Annotated in this window: 15 protein-coding genes; 6 read left to right on the top strand and 9 right to left on the bottom strand. The window is 70.9% G+C overall.

Translation table 11 applies throughout. The annotated features are described in order from the left end of the window. Positions 1-975, top strand: a complete 975-nt coding sequence (locus ACFVKT_RS33460; protein WP_385738565.1) for a hypothetical protein — start codon at positions 1-3, stop codon at positions 973-975. A gap of 113 nt (positions 976-1088) precedes the next feature. Here the strand turns inward: ACFVKT_RS33460 and ACFVKT_RS33455 are convergent, their stop codons facing one another. The 5 genes from ACFVKT_RS33455 to ACFVKT_RS33435 all read right to left on the bottom strand — a co-directional run bounded on the left by ACFVKT_RS33455 (position 1089) and on the right by ACFVKT_RS33435 (position 7180). Continuing rightward, positions 1089-2597, bottom strand: a complete 1509-nt coding sequence (locus ACFVKT_RS33455) for a phytoene desaturase family protein (RefSeq protein ID WP_385738563.1) — start codon at positions 2595-2597, stop codon at positions 1089-1091. A gap of 43 nt (positions 2598-2640) precedes the next feature. Next, positions 2641-3255: a DUF4126 domain-containing protein gene (locus ACFVKT_RS33450; RefSeq protein ID WP_385738561.1), complete on the bottom strand. Its 615-nt coding sequence runs from the start codon at positions 3253-3255 to the stop codon at positions 2641-2643. A 394-nt stretch (positions 3256-3649) separates the two neighbouring features. Then, positions 3650-4279: a TetR/AcrR family transcriptional regulator gene (locus tag ACFVKT_RS33445; protein WP_385738559.1), complete on the bottom strand. Its 630-nt coding sequence runs from the start codon at positions 4277-4279 to the stop codon at positions 3650-3652. Positions 4280-4314: 35 nt separating this feature from the next. Continuing rightward, positions 4315-6399 carry a YhgE/Pip family protein gene (locus ACFVKT_RS33440; protein ID WP_385738557.1) on the bottom strand — a complete coding sequence of 695 codons (2085 nt, stop codon included), beginning with the start codon at positions 6397-6399 and terminating at the stop codon, positions 4315-4317. After that, the gene (locus ACFVKT_RS33435; RefSeq protein ID WP_385738555.1) at positions 6371-7180 is read right to left on the bottom strand and encodes an ATP-binding cassette domain-containing protein; all 810 of its coding nucleotides are present in this window, start codon (positions 7178-7180) and stop codon (positions 6371-6373) included. Before ACFVKT_RS33435 ends, ACFVKT_RS33440 begins: the two co-directional genes overlap by 29 nt. Positions 7181-7360: 180 nt before the next feature. On the opposite strand from ACFVKT_RS33435, the gene ACFVKT_RS33430 reads away from it, so the two are divergent. From ACFVKT_RS33430 to ACFVKT_RS33420, 3 genes are all read left to right on the top strand, one after another. Then, on the top strand, positions 7361-7900 hold the full coding sequence (locus tag ACFVKT_RS33430; protein ID WP_385738553.1) for an SAV_6107 family HEPN domain-containing protein: 540 nt from the start codon (positions 7361-7363) through the stop codon (positions 7898-7900). A 195-nt stretch (positions 7901-8095) separates the two neighbouring features. Then, on the top strand, positions 8096-8866 hold the full coding sequence (locus tag ACFVKT_RS33425; RefSeq protein ID WP_385738551.1) for a methyltransferase: 771 nt from the start codon (positions 8096-8098) through the stop codon (positions 8864-8866). 275 nt (positions 8867-9141) lie between these two features. Then, positions 9142-9540: a DUF3040 domain-containing protein gene (locus ACFVKT_RS33420; protein WP_385738549.1), complete on the top strand. Its 399-nt coding sequence runs from the start codon at positions 9142-9144 to the stop codon at positions 9538-9540. A gap of 270 nt (positions 9541-9810) precedes the next feature. Here the strand turns inward: ACFVKT_RS33420 and ACFVKT_RS33415 are convergent, their stop codons facing one another. The 4 genes from ACFVKT_RS33415 to ACFVKT_RS33400 form a co-directional block, all read right to left on the bottom strand. Next, entirely contained in the window at positions 9811-12204 is a 2394-nt protein-coding gene (locus ACFVKT_RS33415; protein WP_385738547.1) for a DUF3488 and DUF4129 domain-containing transglutaminase family protein, read from the bottom strand. Beyond that, a complete protein-coding gene (locus ACFVKT_RS33410; protein WP_385738545.1) occupies positions 12201-13565 on the bottom strand; it encodes a DUF58 domain-containing protein in 1365 nt (454 codons plus the stop codon). Before ACFVKT_RS33410 ends, ACFVKT_RS33415 begins: the two co-directional genes overlap by 4 nt. Beyond that, on the bottom strand, positions 13562-14602 hold the full coding sequence (locus ACFVKT_RS33405) for an AAA family ATPase (RefSeq protein WP_385738543.1): 1041 nt from the start codon (positions 14600-14602) through the stop codon (positions 13562-13564). The genes ACFVKT_RS33410 and ACFVKT_RS33405 overlap by 4 nt, the downstream gene beginning before the upstream one ends. A gap of 261 nt (positions 14603-14863) precedes the next feature. Beyond that, positions 14864-15412 carry a beta-class carbonic anhydrase gene (locus ACFVKT_RS33400; protein ID WP_385738541.1) on the bottom strand — a complete coding sequence of 183 codons (549 nt, stop codon included), beginning with the start codon at positions 15410-15412 and terminating at the stop codon, positions 14864-14866. A gap of 422 nt (positions 15413-15834) precedes the next feature. Here ACFVKT_RS33400 and rsmH point away from each other — a divergent pair, with 422 nt between their 5' ends. Both rsmH and ACFVKT_RS33390 read left to right on the top strand, forming a co-directional pair. Continuing rightward, on the top strand, positions 15835-16791 hold the full coding sequence (gene rsmH / locus ACFVKT_RS33395; RefSeq protein ID WP_385738539.1) for a 16S rRNA (cytosine(1402)-N(4))-methyltransferase RsmH: 957 nt from the start codon (positions 15835-15837) through the stop codon (positions 16789-16791). A 308-nt stretch (positions 16792-17099) separates the two neighbouring features. Continuing rightward, complete coding sequence (locus tag ACFVKT_RS33390; protein ID WP_385738537.1) at positions 17100-17675, top strand: hypothetical protein; 576 nt, start codon at positions 17100-17102, stop codon at positions 17673-17675. The last annotated feature ends 1 nt before the right edge of the window (position 17676 follow it).

The raw sequence follows: 17676 nt of genomic DNA, 5'->3' as shown, positions 1-17676 counted from the left end.
ATGGGCTGGACGGTCCTCTATATCGCTTTCGGCGTCGTCGCGCTCTGGCTGCTCGGCGAGGTCCTGCTGCAGTACAAGGCACGGCTGCGCTACCGGCTGCTCGCCTTCGCGGGCTTCCTCGGCGTGGTCTTCGGTGTGCTGATCCCCTCCGTCGTGGTCATCGGCCTGGGCGCTGCCGCGTTCGCGGTCGGCCAGACGTATGTGACGCTTTCGTTCCGCCGCGGCTTCGCGGAGGGCTGGGCCGTCGGCAACCGCCAGGGCGCCGACAAGGCCAAGGGCAAGAGCAAGCGTCGCCGCGGTGAGCCCGAGCACCAGGACCCGACGCTGGAGGTCTCCGGCCTCGAAGCGGCCGACGCCACGGAATTCCCGGAGCAGGACGAGTTCGCGAGCGAGGACAACGTCTTCTCACCCGCGCAGTCCGACCGCTTCATGCCGCCGGGTTCGGGCGAGCCCAGCGCCGCCGAGAGCACCGCCGTGTACGAGCCGCAGCCCCTGCCCGACGACACCGGCTCCTACGGCGTGTACGACGCCAACGCGTACGCGACAGCGGCCGACCAGTCGTACGCGAACGCCGCCCAAGGCCAGGACCAGCAGGCCTATGCGTACGACGGCTACTCCGGCTACGACCAGCAGCAGTACGGCTACGACACCAACGGCCAGCAGCAGTACGCCGCCTACTCCGACCCGTACATCGGCACGCAGACGTACAGCGGTGCCTCGTACGACAACACCACCTACGGCGGCGGCGAGCAGCAGCAGTACGGGCAGCAGGGCTACGGGCAGGACCAGTACGCCGCCGGTACGTACGGTGACGGAACTCCGCCCGGTGGCGTCTGGGTGCCGCAGCAGCGCACCGACGAGTACGGCGGCGAACTCCCGCCGGAGCAGCCGTATCCGTACCAGGAGAACGGCAACGGCAACAACAACGGCAACAACAACGGCACCGGGTACGACGAGCAGCAGTACCGGTACTGAGGGGCGGCACCACCGGTACTGAACGGTGTCACCGGTTCGAGGGGCGTCACCGGTACCGAGTGCGGCTCGCACCTGACTTGGTGCGGGTCCTTTTCCGCTTCAGCGCGCCGGGATCACCGCGAGCCCCGGAACTCCGGTCCTTCCACGATCAGTCCGGCCACCAGCGCGCCCGACATGCCCGCATGGGGCAGGCCGCCGCCCGGGTGGGCCCAGCCGCCGACCGCGAACAGACCCGGCAGGCGAGTGCTGTTGGCGGGGTGCAGCCGAGTCCCCGCCGCGCCCGACAGCGAGGGCGCGGGTATCCCGCCGCCCACGGCGCCGGTCTCCTCCTCCGTGTGCACGGGAGTGCGCACCTCGCGCCACAGCACCCGCTCACGCAGCCCCGGAACGGCCCGCTCGGCGGCGGCGGTCATACGGTCCGCGAACGCCTCCGCGGCCCCGGCCGCCGTCCAGTCGTGGTGGGCCTGGGACGGCACGGTAGACGTGAGTACCACCGATTCGTGCGCGTCATCGGGGCGCAGCCGTAGGTCGTTCGGCCGCTCGACCCACACGGTCGGTTGCTCGGGCGGGGTACCGGACCCGAAGAGGTCGAGCTCCGCCTGCCGGTCGGTGGTGTGGACGACCGTGCGGTGCGCGGCGCCCTCCTCGCGCGCGCCGCGCAGCGCGAGACAGACCACGACCTTGCCGGCGAAGAGGGTCTCAGGGGTCGGCTGTACGTCGTCCCCCGCGTACAGCTCGGGACGGCTCAGGCCGCTCAGCCGCCAGGGTCCGCTGCCGACGACCGTGTCCGCCTCGGCGACGGTCCCGTCCCGCAGCTCGACCCCCGCGGCCCGGCCGTCCTTCTCGACGACCCCCGTGACCTCGGCACCGAAGACGAACTCGACCTTCCGGGCCAGGCACCGCTCGTACACCGCGCGCGCCAGCTCCCGTATCCCGCCGCGCACATACCAGGTGCCGAAGGCGTGCTCCATGTACGGCAGCACGGCGGCGCTCGCGGGGGCGACGCGCGGGTCAAGGCCGTACGCGAGGGCGTGGCTCTCCAGGAGGGCGCTCAGGCGCGGGTCGCGCAGCTCCCAGGCGCCGACCTCGGCGAGGGTGGCGGCCCGCCGGGTGCGCAGCAGCCGCTTGTGCGGCACCGCCGGGTACGGCTCGCGCTCGGCGAGAACCTGCCAGTTGGGCCACAGGGGCTCCTCCAGGAGCGGCCTGCGGGTGCGGTCCCAGGCCTCGCGTGCCCGCACCAGGAAGTCGCCCCACCGGTCGCCCGCTCCCGCGCCGAGCGCCTCGGTCAGTGCGGTGACGACGCCCGCGCGGGACGCGTTCGGCAAGGAGACGTCCGTGCCGTCGGCGAAGACATGGCGTGAGGACGGGTCCACCTGGACCAGCTCGACACACGACTCCAGCGGCTCCTTGCCCGTCTTGAGGAACAGGTCGCGATAGACCGCCGGCAGCGGCAGCAGCCCGGGGCCCGTGTCGAAGGAGAAACCGTCGCGCTCGACACGGCGCAGCGCTCCGCCGTACGTCGCCGTGCGCTCGTACACCACCACCCGGTGGCCCGCGACGGCCAGCCGGGCGGCGGCCGCCATCGCGCCCATCCCGGCGCCCATCACCGCAATTCGTGCCATGCCAGGGACTTTATCGGCCGCCACCGACAATCCCGCCCGGCGGTCAGTCGGGCGATCGCCCCACCCGTGCCGCCAGCTCTTTCTCCTCCCGGCGCTGCGCCCTGCGGCGCCGGAACCGACGGATCCGCGAGACCAGGAAGAAGAGCACCACAAGACCGGCGAGCAGCAGGACGCCCGCGATGATCGCGGCGGCCTCGGGGTGGAACATCGCGAAGGTGAGGATCCCCGCGACCCCGAGGTCCTCGGCGGTGCTCATGACGACGTTGCTGAACGGTTCCGGCGAGGTGTTGATCGCCATCCGCGTCCCGGCCTTGACGGTGTGGCTCGCCAGCGCGGTCGAACCGCCGATCGCACCCGCTGCCAGATCCGGCAGCGAACCGCTCTGTCCGGCGAGCAGCGCGCCGACCACGGCACCCGACACGGGCCGGATCACCGTGTGCACGGAGTCCCACACCGAGTCCACGTACGGGATCTTGTCGGCGACCGCCTCACAGAGGAAAAGAACGCCGGCTGTGACGAGGATCTCAGGGCGTTGAAGGGACTCCGGGACGTCGTCGCTGAGGCCGGTCGCGCCGAAGAGGCCGAGGAGCAGCACCACCGCGTACGCGTTGATGCCGCTGGCCCAGCCGCTGGTGAAGACCAGGGGGAGTACGGACACGGAGGCGATCGTAACCAGTCGGCAACGGTGCGTCCTGGGCTTGAGAGCGCAGGGCTGAGTACTCGTACCTAGTGGGTGAGATGAGTACCCGCGCGGATGGGCCCGACCTGCGTGAACGACAGAGTGGAGACACGGAAGGGGGCGCGGCTCCGGTACCGCCGACACGGGGCGGCGGAACGGTTCTCGCGCCCTTGGCCGCTCCTTCCGCCGATTCGTCGGCGGGAGCGAGGCAACGGGGGACCCGGGTTGACCGGTCGGGGTCCAACGGGGGAGATACGGGGGGAGTACGGGGGAGATACGGGGGGAGCACGGCGAAGCGCCGGTTCGAGTGGTCCGCGGGGGACGCGACCACATCGGACCGGCGCTTTCGTGAGTGCCGGGTACGCGGAGAGTCTCAGCGGTTGCCGCTCACACGCCCCTGGAGCAGCCGCGAGAGCGCCGCGTGGACGTCGTCCAGGGAGCGCTCGGGCTGGAAGGCCTGCCAGTCCAGGGCGGCCACCAGGACCATGCCGACCAGCGCGGAGGCCGTGAGCGGGATGTCGATCTCGTCGCTGAGCTCGCCGTTCGCCACGCCGTCGCGCAGGACGTCCTCGACGACCGCGACCGCCTGTTGCCGGACGACCATGAGCGTGGACTGCCAGGCCCGGTTGGTGCGCCACAGCTCGGCCACGTAGAGCTGGGTGAAGGCCGGATAGCGGTCGATGAAGACGAGCCCGGCCCGGATCATCGCGTCCAGTGCGTCGACCTTGCTGCCGCCGTCCCTGGCGGTCTTCTCCGCCGCCTCCCGGAGAGAGGCGGTGAGCAGGCCGACGCCGTGCCGCAGCAGCTCTTCGAAGAGGACGGACTTGCTCGCGAAGTTGTAGTAGACCGTGCCCTTCGCGACCCCGGCGCGCTCGGCGATCTCGTCCACCGTGGTGGCGGAGTAGCCCTGTTCGGCGATGAGGGTGACGGCTGCCTCGTAGAGCTTCTGGCGGGTCGCCTCGCGGCGGCTGCCGCCGGCTGCCGTGGTGTTGCTGCTTTCCATGGCCCTGATTGTCACAGGAACGCTCCCGCGCACGGTCACAGGCTCAGCTCCGGGTGCAGCCGGTCGAGGGTCCAGACCTGCTTACGGCGGGCGGACAGGGCGGTGAGAGCCAGGGCGCCCGCGGTGAAGGCCGCGAGCACGGCGCACGCCTGCCAGACCGGCCCGAGGCCGCCTCCTGTGATGAGCCTCCTGAGGGCCTCGACCACGTAACTCATCGGCAGGAAGGGGTGGATCGCGTTGAAGGAGCCCGGACTGGTCTGGACGGGGTAGGTGCCGCCCGCCGACGTCAGCTGGAGCATCAGGAAGGCGAGGACGAGGATCCGGCCGGCCGCTCCGAAGCGTGCGTTCAGCCATTGCACGATCGCCGCGAAGCACCCCGTCACCAGGAAAAGGAAGCTCACCGTCCCGGCCGCGTGGGCCATCTCCAGGCCGATCGCCCAGTGCAGCACGGACATCAGGGCCGCCGTCTGCAGCACCCCTATGGCGGTCACCGGCAGCCAGCCCGCCAGCGCGATGCGCCAGGCCGAGCCGCCCGCCGCGAGCGCGCGCCGGTTGAGCGGCTGGATCAGCATGTACGCCACCATCGCGCCCACCCACAGGGACAGCGGGATGAAGTACGGGGCGAAACCGGTGCCGTAGTTGGGCGCCTTGTGGAGGTCCTGCGAGGCGAGCTGCACGGGGTCCGACATGACCTCGGTCCGCTGGTCGCGGTCCTGCTTGTCGTAGTCGGGGATCTGGCCGGCGCCGTCGTGCAGTCCGTCGGCGAGCGTGCCGGAGCCGTCGACGAGCTTGTACAGGCCGGTGTCCAGGTCGCCCGCGCCCGTCTTCAGTTTTCCGACACCCGTGTCGAGGTCCGCCGCACCGGTCTTGGCCGTGGCGAGCCCCGAGTGCAGCGACTCCGCTCCGTCGGCGACCTTTCCGGCGCCCTCGTTCAGCTCGTTGATCCTGGAGACGGCGTCGGTGAGGTCCTCGGAGAGGTTCGGCGAGCGGTCGGCGAGGGCCTGGGCCTGCTTCTGGAGCGTCGCCAGGTTCTTGTCCAGCTTGTCGAGATCGCCGTCCTGGTCCTCGATCAGCGTGTTGACGTCGTCGGCGACGGCAGTCACGTCCGCGGCCGCCTGCTTGGCCTTCTTCAGGTCGGGGCATGCGGCGTCGGGGACCGGCAGGCTTTCGCAGCGTGCCTTGTAGACCGTGTCCAGGGTGGCGGACGCCGTGTGGGAACCCTTGGCGGCGGCCGGGGCCGTCTCCACCAGGGTGTCCAGATTGGCGCGGATCCCCGAGGCGGCGTCGGCGACCAGCTGGGCCGTGTCACCGATCGACTTCTCGTTGTCCTGCACGAAGGGGCCCACCTCGTCCGCGACTCCGTTGACCTTGTCGGCCAGGGTCTGCGTACCGTCCGCGACCTGCCGCGAGCCGTCCTCCAGGTCGCCCGCACCGGTGTTCAGCTTCTTCAGGCCCGAGGAGAGCTTCCCGCTGCCCGACTTGGCGTCCTTCAGACCGTCCGCTAGATCCTCGGCCCCCTTCTCCGCCGTGCCGATCCCGCTCTCCAGCTTGTCGGCCCCCTTGGCGGCCTTCTCGGTCTCCCCGTGGATGTCCGAGAAGGAGACGAAGATCCTGTCGAGGAACGACCGGGAGGCCTTCGTGGACGCGGCCGTGCGCACCTCGCTGAACACCGTCCGGGAGATCTGCCCGACGATGTAGTTGTTCGCGTCGTTCGTACGCACCTGGAGCGCGCCCGTCTCCGGCGACTCCCCGGAACTGGAGGCGATCCGCTCGCTGAAGTCGCTCGGCATCGTCAACGACAGGTAGTACCTGCCGTCCTCGACGCCCTCCCGGGCCTCGGCCGCGCCCACCTCGTGCCACTCGAAGGTGTCACTGTCGCGCAGCCCTTTGGTGATGTCGTCGCCCGCCGTCAGCTTCATGCCCGCGGCGGTCGCCCCCTTGTCGTCGTTCACGAGCGCCACGGGGATGCGGTCGAGACGGCCGTACGGGTCCCAGAACGACCACAAGTAGAGGGCGCCGTAGAGCAGGGGCAGCAGCAGGAGCGCGACCAGCGCGGCTCGCGGGAGCTTGCCCCTGCCGAAGCGCCTGAGCTCAAGCGAGGCGAGTTTCGGCGAGCGCATCGGCCGTCTCCTTGGTGTCGTTGGCGTTGGCGGTGTTCTCGTCGTACTCGTCGTGCTGCTGCTCAGCCGCGGTTTCCGGCACGTCGTCGGGCCTGGTGGACACGATGACGGCGTCCTCCGGAGCCTCGTGGCACACCGCGATCACCGTGGTCCCGGACTCGGCGATTGACCGCAACAGGGCCCAGGCCTCGGCCCGTTCCGCATCGGACAGCTTGAGGTCGAGGTCGTCGACGGCGAGCAGTCGAGGACGGCCGACGAGGGCCAGCGCGACGGACAGCCGCAGCGCCTCCAGGCGCTCCAGATCGCGTACGGAGGTCCGGGAGCCCTTGGGCAGCGTCTCCCGGTCGAGCCCGGCGGCGGCCAGGGCGGTGCCGATCCGCAACTTCGCCTCGTTCATCCGCTCGGCACGTGGCCGCAGCAGCCCCCGCAGCGAGCCGCCGAACCGCCTTTGCAGCAGCGCCCGTTCCAGCAGGTGCTCCCCTACGGTCAGCGCCGGGTCCAGGTCGGTGACGCCGGGGACATGGGCGGGCGCGCTGATCCGGCGTACCGCGGACATCTGCCCGGGCAGCCGGCAGGTGCCGACCGTGGCCTGCCCCTCGCCGGCTTTCATCCGTCCGGCGAGCGCCAGCAGCAGACAGGTCCGGCCGGAACCGGACGGCCCCACGATCGCGATCAGCGAACCGGGTTCGGCCGTGATCCCCACGTTCCGGAACGCCCAGCCGCGCGGCCCCTTGAGCCCGAACCCCTCGGCACTGACGGCGACTCCGCGTTGCTCGCCCACAGCTCCCCCTCTTCGAGCCGACCGGGGGGTCGACTTTTTTTGCACTGACTGGTCAGTGCAAAAAGTATCTCGAACTGTCTATCGAAGCAAAAATGCAGGTCAGGCCGGATTGTCAGTGGCATACCTCACGATGGACACATACGGCCACAGAGCCGTCACACAGACGACAGGAGGTTCGTCATGGCCAACTCATCCGCAGCCGCCTCCCACCGGCGCCGCGCCACCGGCCCTGCCCCCTCACTGACCGGCCCGGCGAGCGATGTGCACCCCGTGCTCCGCCGGGCCACGGCCCCACCCGCCGCCCTCGAACTGCTCGCACAGGCCCACGCCGGACTCGACGAGGCGACCGCCCTCGAAACGCCCAACGAGCGCTATGCGACGGCGCACTTGGCCGCCCTGCGCACCGCCGCCGCCGTCCTGGCCGCGCGAGGCCGCCCCGAACCCACCCCCCGACGCAGGGCACGCATCCGGAGCGCCTGGGAAGTGCTCCCGGAAATCGCGCCCGAACTCGCCGAGTGGAGCGCGCTGTTCGCCTCCGGAGCGACCCGCCGTGCCCGCGCCGAGGCGGGCATACAGGGCGCGGCAGGCCGCCGCGACGCGGACGACCTGATACGTGACGTGGCGATGTTCCTGCGCCTCGTCGAGCGGATGCTGGTACTGCAGCCCGTGCTGCCCCAGCCCCGGCAGGAGGGAGACCACCAAGTCCCGGACGCGGGCTGACCGGCACGGAGGCCGCGGAGCACCGTTTCCCCCGGCGACCACACGGGTTCGTGACTCCGGAGCCGATCGGCGATGATCGCTTCGCCGCCCACTAGGGTGGAAGTGCCTGAAGCCTTCCGACCCGAAAGGGCACCGGGAGGCCCCCCGATCGCTCCGCCGCGCAAGAGGCGGTGCCGCGCCGAGGAGTCAACTGCCGTGCCGGACCCGATGCGCCCCCGCGCCTCTCTCCGAACCGCCGTGGTCTGGGAGGTCCTCAAGGACGCCCTGGACCGCCGGGTCAAAGCCACCGGCAGGGAATCCCTGGACGTTCTCGACACCGGGGGCGGCAGCGGCAACTTCGCGGTACCCGTGGCCCGCCTCGGTCACCGCGTCACCGTCGTGGACCCCAGCCCGAACGCGCTGTTCGCGCTGGAGCGCCGGGCCGCCGAGGCCTCGGTCGCCGACCGGGTGCACGGCGTCCAGGGCGACGCGCACGGCCTCTTCGACGTCGTCGAGCGCGGTGGCTACGACGCGGTGCTGTGCCACGGGGTCCTGGAGTACGTGGACGACCCGGCCCAGGGCGTCCGCAACGTGGTGGACGCCCTGCGCCCCGAAGGCGTCCTCAGCCTCCTCGCCGCAGGCCTCGGCGGAGCCGTGCTGGCCCGCGCCCTCGCCGGGCACTTCACGGAGGCCAGGCAGGCGCTCCATGACCCGGACGGACGCTGGGGCGAGGGTGATCCCGTACCCCACCGCTTCACCGCCGAGCAGCTCACCGCCCTGGTCGAGGGCGCGGGCCTGAACGTCGCCGCCGTGCACGGCGTGCGGGTCTTCGCCGACCTGGTCCCCGGCGTCCTCGTGGACACCGAGCCCGGGGCCCTGGAAGCACTGCTGAAACTGGAGGCCGCAGCAGCCGAACTCGCCGCGTTCCACTCCGTGGCGACGCAGCTTCATGTGCTCGGTGAGACACCGGGGGCCGGTGAGGGCTGAGCAGCCTGCTGCGGTGCACCGCTGATCAGGGGCTTGGCCGCAGATGGAGTACGCCACAGGCCCCCCGATCGGGCGCTCGGCGCCGTATGATCGAGGGAGACCGTTCGGCATGACAGGCCGGTTCCTGGGGAATGTACGCCTCAGTGGATCCGGGCGTCATGGCGGCTTCCGGTCGGCGAATTGGCGTAGAGGGGCGGGTTTCACGGGGGCGATTCCCTGCCTATCCTGAAGGGGACCCCCGGTCGCCCCGGCGACTGCACGATGAGGAGGACTCCGTGCCGCTCTCGGAGCACGAGCAGCGAATGCTCGAGCAGATGGAGCGAGCGCTGTACGCCGAAGATCCCAAGTTCGCGACAGCGCTTGAGGGAAGCGGGCTGCGTACGTACACCCGGCGACGGGTGTACCAGGCGGTCGCGGGCTTCCTGGTGGGTATCGCGCTCCTCATGGCCGGAATGGTCACGGTGCAGATCTGGCTGAGCGTGGTGGGTTTTCTCGTCATGCTGGGCTGCGCGGTGCTTGCCGTCACCGGTTGGCGCAAGGCCCCCAAACCGGGTGAGCAGCCGACCGCGCCGGGTGGCGCGCCGGCCGCACGCGGTCAAGGCCGACAGCGCCGCTCCTTGATGGACCGCATCGAACAACGTTGGCAGCGCCGCCGCGACGAACAGGGCCAATAGCCCTCCAAGCCGCGCCGCTACAGACATTCCGTGAGGGGGTGTCCACCGAATCAGGTGGACACCCCCTCACGCACGCCCTGAAACCGTGAGTGGTGGCAGTCGTGTCGTGGCTGTGGGCGTGCGAGCCGCTGGGGGCGGCGGCCATCCCGCAAAGGGTGGCCCCCCGTGAGCGCCGGGCTATTGGACCGTCCCCACCTCCGCCTCAGTGCGGACAGCTGTGCGGCCCCCACCCCAGGTCAGGGCGAGGGCCGCACATCGTGCACGGGTCGGTCAGCCGTTCTGCCCCGAAGGACGCCGCAGCAAGGTGTCCCACCGGGTCGCGAGACGGGCGGTCAGCGCCGCCCAGCGGGCGGAGGCCGCCCAGGCCACCCGGATGGCCGAGCGAGGGGCGAGAAGTGCGCGGAGACGGGCAGGACGGCTAGCCGAGGCGCGGAAGGCATCCGCGATCTGACGGGCGTCCTCGGCGAGGCCCGCCGTCGGAAGGGGACGCGGGGCGTAGAGCACCTGCTCCACCGCCGCCGCCAGCCGGTGCACCGCGTCCGCGGCCGCCGGTTCGAGGAGCCCGAGACGAACGATCCGCGCGGCGGCCTTGCGAGGCGTCTGCGAGTCGTCCGGCTCGATCCCGTAGTCCCACGCCGTATCGGTCACTTCCAGCCAGGCACCCAGCGTGTACACGGCCACATCCGCCTCGGTGCGTCCGTGCCCGCCGAGCCGCAGGCCTCGAATCCGCATGCGCCACAGCATCGGCAGCAGGGGCACTCCCAGCACCAGGAGTCCGGCCAGGGCCAGTCCCAGGATCTGGAGCCACGGAATACCGTCGTCGTCGGAGCCCACCGCCGCCAGCGCGGATTCGCTCGGGCAGGCCTCGAGCTTCCGCTCCTGCGCGGAGCAGCTCTCGGTGGCCGACGCCGAGGCGGCGGGCTCCGAGGACGCCGACGTCGTCGGCTGCGGTGCGGCCGGCACATCGGTGCCGGACGTCTCCGGCTGGGTGTACTCCGGTACCGAGCCCCGGTTCGGAGTCGGCTCGAAGCGCGTCCAGCCCACCCCTTCGAAGTACAGCTCGGGCCAGGCGTGCGCGTCCCGCAGCCCCACCGTCATCGAACCGTCGGGCTGTGCAGAACCGGGCGTGAAGCCCACCGCGACGCGAGCCGGTATCCCCAGCGTGCGGGCCATCGCCGCCATCGCGAAGGAGAAGTGGACGCAGAAGCCCTCCTTGTCCTTCAGGAAGCGGGCGATCGCGGCGGAACCGCTGCCGACCTGCACCTCGGTGTCGTACGTGAATCCGCCGCTCACGGCGAAGTAGTCCTGGAGCTTGACCGCCTGCTCGTAGTGGTTGGCCGAGCCCGCGGTGACCTGGCGCGCGGTGTCGGCAACTACCGAGGGCAGCGAGTCCGGCACCTCGGTGAACTCGCGCTTCAGGGCCGGATCCGGCTCGGGCGCGTTCGCGAGTTGCTCCGCGGTCGGCTGGACCAGAAGGCTGGTGACCTCGTACTGCACGCCTCGGGTGTTCTGGCCGTGGTCCCCGACGAGAGTGCGCCCCACCGGCTCGTACCGCCAACTGCCCTGGATATCCACCTGGCTGGCCGGGTAGGGCATCGGGAGCCAGTCCTGGGCGTACCAGTCGGCCGCTGAGACCCTGGTCTGGATCGAGGTCCGCTGGACATCGCTCCCGAGGCCGATCGGCGCCGGGAACGTCTCCGGCACATCGTCGATGTGCCGCTGGGCCGGCTTCCAGGCCGTCCCGTCGAAGTCGTCCAGGGAGACGATCCGCAGATACATGTCCTGGGTGTCGTCGGTGTTGGTGCGGTACGACATGACCTCGCGGTCCTCGTCCACGTTCAGACTGTCGCGGAGCGAGACCAGCGGGTTCACCGCGGAGATCGTGCCGCCGCCACCGGAGCCCGAGCCGACGCCCGCACCGGCACCGCCCAGCAGGCCGCCGTCGAGCGAGGGCAGGGCGAGCGGCACCACCAGGGCGATGCCCAGCGCGACGGCGCCGATGCGCCGCCCCGTGCGGACGGGCGCGACGGCGCCGTCCGAGGCCAACTCGGGGCCGGGTGTACGGGACGCCCCGCCGAAGACGCGGCCCCACTGCGAGAGCCGGTCGCGGCCCTCGGCAAGGAGCAGCATCAGATAACCGACGGCCGCGAGCAGGAACCACAGCCACGCGGCACCGCCGCCGGACAGCCCCGCGGCGACCGAGTACAGCGCGAGCAGCGGGAGTCCGGCGGGAGCCGCACTGCGGAACGTGACCGCGAGCGCGTCCACCGCCAGCCCGATCACCAGCACGCCGCCGACCAGCATCAGCCGGATGCCGTCGGACAGCGGCGCCGGAATCGCGAACCGTCCGACATCGTCCGCGCCCGCCTGCAGCAGCACCCCGAACTGGTTGAATGCCTCGGGCCCCGGGATCATCCCGAGGAAAGCCTGCTGCCGGGCGAAGACCAGCGTCAGCAGCAGCAGCGTCACCACCGCCTGCACGGCCACGGTCAGCGGCCTGGCCAGCGGAACCCGCCGGGTCAGCGCGCCCACACCGGACTGCAACGCCAGCAGAAACGCCGCCTGGAAGAGCCAGGTCGCCGGATCGACCAGCGGCAGCAGAGCACACGCGGCCATGAGAGTGGCCGCCGCCGCACACAGCGCCAGACGCGCACGCCCGCTCACGCAGCACCACCCCCTGCCGTACTTCCCGTCGACGCGACGCCCGTGCGCTGCCGGTCCGCCTCACGCCACAGGTCGGCGATCCCCGCCCCTCGTGGCACCCTCACAGCCGTCCAGCCCGCCTCGCGCAGCATGCGCAGTTGTTCCTCGCTCTTGTCCAACGGACCGGGGACATCGGTCGGTTCCCGCATCCAGGCCTCGCTGTCCAGCAGGAAGGCGACGGCCCCGCCGCTGCGCTGGCGCATCTTGGCGAGCACCGTGGCCTGTTCCTCGTCCAGATCGCCGAGGAAGGCGATCAGCAGCCCTTCGTTCCCGCCGCGCAGCACGTCGTACGCACGGGACAGACCCGTGCCGTCCGAGTGGTCGACGACGGCGAGCGTGTCCATCATCATCCCGGCCGCGTCCGCCGACTCCTGGCTGGCGCCCGCGAACCCGTCGGCGCCCTCGCCGGGCACCGAATTGCCGGTGTCGGTCAACAGCCGTACCGAAAAGCCCCGTTCGAGCATGTGCACCAGCGACGACGCCGCGCCCGAGACCGCCCACTCGAAGGCCGAGTCCGGTCCGGCACCCTCGTAGGCGATGCCCCGGGTGTCGAGCAGCACCGTGCAGCGGGAGCGCTGCGGCTGCTCCTCGCGGCGGACCATCAGCTCGCCGTAACGCGCGGTCAGGCGCCAGTGCACCCGGCGCAGATCGTCGCCGTAGCGGTAGCCGCGCGGGATGATGTCGTCCTCGCCCGCCAGCGCCAGCGAACGCTGCCGCCCGTCGCCGTACCCCTTCGCCTCGCCGGTCAGCCGCACCGGCGGCAGCGGTTCCACGCGCGGGATGACGGTCAGGGTGTCGTACGTCGAGAAGGAACGCGTCAGTTCGCACATCCCGAAGGGGTCGGTCAGCCGCAGTTGCAGCGGGCCCAGCGGATAGCGGCCGCGCAGGTCGGAGCGCACCCGGTAGGACACCTCGCGGCGGCCGCCGGCCTCCACCCGGTCCAGCACGAACCGGGGCCGAGGACCGAGCACGTACGGCACCCGGTCCTGGAGCATCAGCAGACCGGTGGGCAGCCGCGAGACGTTGTCCATCCGCAGATGAACCCGGGCCTCGGAACCGGCGGGCACGCGCGCGGGGGCGAGTCTGCGGCTGCCCGAGACCCGGTAACGGGTGCGGTACAGCATGGTCGCGCACACCAGCGGCAGAACGGAGAGGAGCAGGCCGACCCGCAGCAGATCGCTCTGCCCCAGGACGTAGGCGCAGATCGCGGCGGCGATTCCGGCGGCCAGGAAGGAGCGCCCCCGTGTGGTGAGCCCGGCGAGCGCCGTGCGCAGCCCGCCCTTGTCCTCCTCGGCGGCGTACCCCGTCCCTCCTTGCGTCATCCAAGCCTCCGGGGCGGTTGCTGGCCGTAGGCGGTCGTACCGCGGCCCACCGTGAAGCCGGCCTGCTGCTGGGGCGCGGCCGGAACGGCGGTGCGCTGCAGAATCTCCTGGACGACCTGCTCGGCCGTACGCCGGTTCAACTGTGCCTGAGCCGTGGGCAGCAGACGATGGGCCAGGACCGCCACGGCGAGTGCCTGGACGTCGTCCGGCAGCGCGTAGTCCCGGCCGCTGAGCGCGGCGGACGCCTTCGCCGCGCGCAGCAGATGCAGGGTGGCACGCGGTGAGGCGCCGAGTCTGAGGTCGGGGTGCGTGCGCGTGGCCCCGACCAGTTCCACCGCATAGCGTCGCACGGCGTCGGCGACGTGGACCGTGCGGACCGCGTCGATCAGCTTCACGATCTCGTGCGCGTGCGCCACCGGCTGGAGGTCGTCCAGCGGGCTCACCCCGCCGTGGATGTCGAGCATCTGCAACTCGGCCTCCGCGCTGGGATAGCCGATGGAGACACGGGCCATGAAACGGTCGCGCTGGGCCTCCGGCAGAGGGTAGGTGCCCTCCATCTCGACCGGGTTCTGCGTGGCCACCACCATGAAGGGGGCCGGCAGTTCGTACGTTGTCCCGTCGACGGTGACCTGGCGCTCCTCCATCGACTCCAGGAGTGCGGACTGCGTCTTGGGTGAGGCGCGGTTGATCTCGTCGCCGATCACGATCTGCGCGAAGATCGCGCCCGGCTTGAACTCGAAGTCCCGCCGCTGCTGGTCCCAGATGGACACACCCGTGATGTCCGAAGGCAGCAGGTCGGGCGTGAACTGGATACGCCGCACCGAGCAGTCGATCGACCGCGCCAGCGCCTTGGCGAGCATCGTCTTGCCGACGCCCGGAACATCCTCGATCAGAAGATGGCCCTCGGCGAGCAGCACGGTCAGCGAAAGCCGTACGACCTCAGGCTTGCCTTCGATCACCCCTTCCACCGAACTGCGGACACGCTCCACAGTGGCGGTCAGATCTGTAAGGCTCGCTCGATCGTCATAGGTCGTCACCCGGCCCTCCTCGGCCCTTTCGCGGGCCGACGCCCTGTGCGGACCGGCCCACCTCGAAACACGGACACCACGCGGGAACACTTCCGCGTGACGCCACACCCGCATTCTTGTTGCCGTTACCGGTTCGTGTCATCCGCCTGTGGATAACTGGCCGCGATATGTCTGCCTTGCGGTTTTTTGGTCGGCTCGGGTTCATGATTTTTAGTGAACAGAGGCTCCCACGAGGCCCAGAAAGCCACCGTGAAGGCCCGATGAAGATTGTCAGACCGGGTCGATCTCGCGCAGCAGACCCGTGGTGACGTCGAAGACGAAGCCGCGCACGTCGCCGGTGTGCAGCAGGAACGGCGAGGTGCGTACACGCTGCATCGACTGCCGTACGTCCTGTTCGACGTCGCGGAAGGCCTCGACGGCCCAGGCGGGGCGCTGGCCGACCTCCATCTCCAGGTCGTGCCGGAAGTCCTCGGTGAGCGACTCCAGGCCGCAGCCGGTGTGGTGGATGAGCACGACACTGCGGGTGCCGAGCGCCCGCTGGCTGATCGTGAGGGAGCGGATCACGTCGTCGGTGACCACTCCGCCCGCGTTGCGGATGGTGTGGCAGTCGCCCAGCTCCAGACCGAGCGCGGCGTGCAGGTCAAGCCGTGCGTCCATGCACGCGACCACGGCGACGTGCAGGACGGGACGGGCGTCCATCCCGGGATCGGTGAAGGCGGCGGCGTACCGCTGGTTCGCGTCGACGAGACGGTCGGTCACGGTGCCGTCGCCCGCTATGGCGCCTTCGGGCTCAGTGGGAACAGAAGCGGAGGTCGTCATGCCTATGACGGTACTTGGCACACATGAAGCGGTCCTGCCGGGAGAGGGGACAAAGAACGCCATCGTGGCTTGTTGTGAGGTAACCCACACGGGCGGTGTCGGCTCGCCCGGACGGGTTGTTCTTCTCGATCCACGGCTTCATCGGCAGCCGGACTCACGACGCGCATGCCGGTTGATTGACCGCGAGACACCGTGGACTAAAGTGACGCGAAGTGGGAGGCGAGGCTCTCCCTGCTGGACTGTTTCCCCCGGGGACCCGGCGATTTTCCGGCGTCTCCCCACGTGCGCGGCGCGTACGTACGGCTCGGCCTCCTCCCGCTCCCGGTCGGCCGACGCCATTCCCCCGGCGCCGGCGGGCCTCCCCTTCTCGAGCGGGCGGGGACCTGGCGGTGCGTACGGCCGCGTGGATCTGAGAGGGCCCCTTGAGCGAGAGTCGACACGTCCCGGTGATGCTCCAGCGGTGCCTGGACATGCTGGCCCCGGCCCTCGCCGGGCCCGGAGCCGTCGTCGTCGACTGCACGCTGGGGCTCGGCGGACACAGCGAAGCGCTCCTCACGCAGTTCCCCGAAGCCCGGCTGGTGGCCCTGGACCGCGACAAGGAGGCACTGCGCCTCTCCGGAGAGCGGCTCGCCCCCTTCGGTGACCGCGCGACCTTCGTGCACGCCGTCTACGACGAACTCCCGGACGTACTCGACCGCCTGGGCATCCCGCGCGTCCAGGGCATCCTGTTCGACCTCGGCGTCTCCTCCATGCAACTCGACGAGGCGGACCGCGGTTTCGCGTACGCGCAGGACGCCCCGCTCGACATGCGCATGGACCAGACGACCGGCATGAGCGCGGCCGAGGTGCTCAACACCTACCCGCCGGGCGAACTGGTGCGGATCCTGCGGGCGTACGGCGAGGAGAAGCAGGCCAAGCGGATCGTGTCGGCGGTCGTCCGCGAACGCGCGAAGGATCCCTTCAGCAACAGCGCGCGGCTCGTCGAGCTGATCCGCGACTCGCTTCCCCAGGCCGCCAAGCGCACTGGCGGCAACCCCGCCAAGCGCACCTTCCAGGCGCTGCGCATCGAGGTCAACGGCGAACTCAGTGTCCTGGAAAGGGCGATCCCCGCGGCCGTGAAGACGCTCGCGGTCGGCGGCCGGATCGCCGTCCTGTCGTACCACTCGCTGGAAGACCGCCTGGTCAAGCAGGTGTTCGCTGCGGGCGCCGCCAACACGGCGCCGCCCGGCCTGCCGGTCGTGCCCGAGCGCTACCAGCCCCGGCTCAAGCTGCTCACCCGCGGTGCCGAACTTCCCACCGAGGAAGAGGTCGCCGAAAACCGGCGAGCGGCTCCCGCCCGGCTGCGGGGGGCACAGCGGATCCGCGAGGAAGCCGAGTGAGGCGCGCGGAGAGGGAGGACGAGTGAGTCGGAAACCCGAACTCGCGGGGTTGTGGGAGTGGGATGTCCCGACTCGCGGTCCGCGTCTCGGTTCGGCATCCAAACTCGCGGGAGCGAGTGGGTTGGGTATCCGGACGCCCGGTCGGCGCCCGAGTAGGACGTCCCAACCCGCGGAGCGGAGCGAGTTGGGGGCCCAGACCCCCGGGGTGGCATGGGTTGGGTTTTCGGACTCGCGGAGCCGCTGTGAGTGGGAGATCCGAACTCGGGGAGCCGCTGTGAATTGGGGAACCGAATCAGCAGGGAGGGTGTGTGAGTAGGAAACCCGAACTGAGAGGGCGAGCGGCTCGGCTCGCCAGGCTCCTCCCGGCCGGTTCCGGGACAGCCGCCCGTACCCCCTTCGTCCTGCTGGTCGTGGTGCTGCTCGGCGGCGGTCTCATCGGCCTCCTCGTGCTGAACTCCGCGCTCAGCGCGGGCTCGTTCCAGCTCGACGACCTGCAGAAGGACACCAAGAGCCTCACCGACGAGGAGCAGGCGCTCCAGCGGGACGTGGACGCCTACGCCGCGCCCGACGCCCTCCAGCGCCGAGCGCGCGAGCTGGGCATGGTCCCCGGCGGCGACCCGGCGTTCCTCAGTCCGGACGGCACCGTCAAGGGCGTCCCCGGACCGGCGGCCCAGCAGTCCTCGGCGCGCAACCCGGTGGTGCGTCCGCCGGAGGTGCTCGCCCCCACGCCGAGCCCGACTCCGACTCCCGCTCCGACTCCCGCTCCGACCGTGCCCCCGACTCCGACGGCGCTTCCCATCCCGACTCCGTCGATGGCCGGCACCTCCGTGCAGCCGACGGCGGCCACCCCGTCCGCGCAGCCCCCCACAACACCCGGCAGGTGAC

It is taken from the genome of Streptomyces sp. NPDC127595 (assembly GCF_042671685.1).
Taxonomy (GTDB): Bacteria; Actinomycetota; Actinomycetes; order Streptomycetales; family Streptomycetaceae; genus Streptomyces.
The sequence above is the reverse complement of the archived record's forward strand: the minus strand, read 5'-3'. Positions and strand labels throughout refer to the sequence as shown.

Coding starts and splice junctions, on each gene's coding strand:
- ACFVKT_RS33410 (WP_385738545.1), bottom strand. CDS start 13,565: ATGACGCAAGGAGGGACGGGGTACGCCGCCGAGGAGGACAAGGGCGGG.
- ACFVKT_RS33460 (WP_385738565.1), top strand. CDS start 1: ATGGGCTGGACGGTCCTCTATATCGCTTTCGGCGTCGTCGCGCTCTGG.
- ACFVKT_RS33455 (WP_385738563.1), bottom strand. CDS start 2,597: ATGGCACGAATTGCGGTGATGGGCGCCGGGATGGGCGCGATGGCGGCC.
- ACFVKT_RS33440 (WP_385738557.1), bottom strand. CDS start 6,399: ATGCGCTCGCCGAAACTCGCCTCGCTTGAGCTCAGGCGCTTCGGCAGG.
- ACFVKT_RS33430 (WP_385738553.1), top strand. CDS start 7,361: ATGGCCAACTCATCCGCAGCCGCCTCCCACCGGCGCCGCGCCACCGGC.
- ACFVKT_RS33400 (WP_385738541.1), bottom strand. CDS start 15,412: ATGACGACCTCCGCTTCTGTTCCCACTGAGCCCGAAGGCGCCATAGCG.
- ACFVKT_RS33445 (WP_385738559.1), bottom strand. CDS start 4,279: ATGGAAAGCAGCAACACCACGGCAGCCGGCGGCAGCCGCCGCGAGGCG.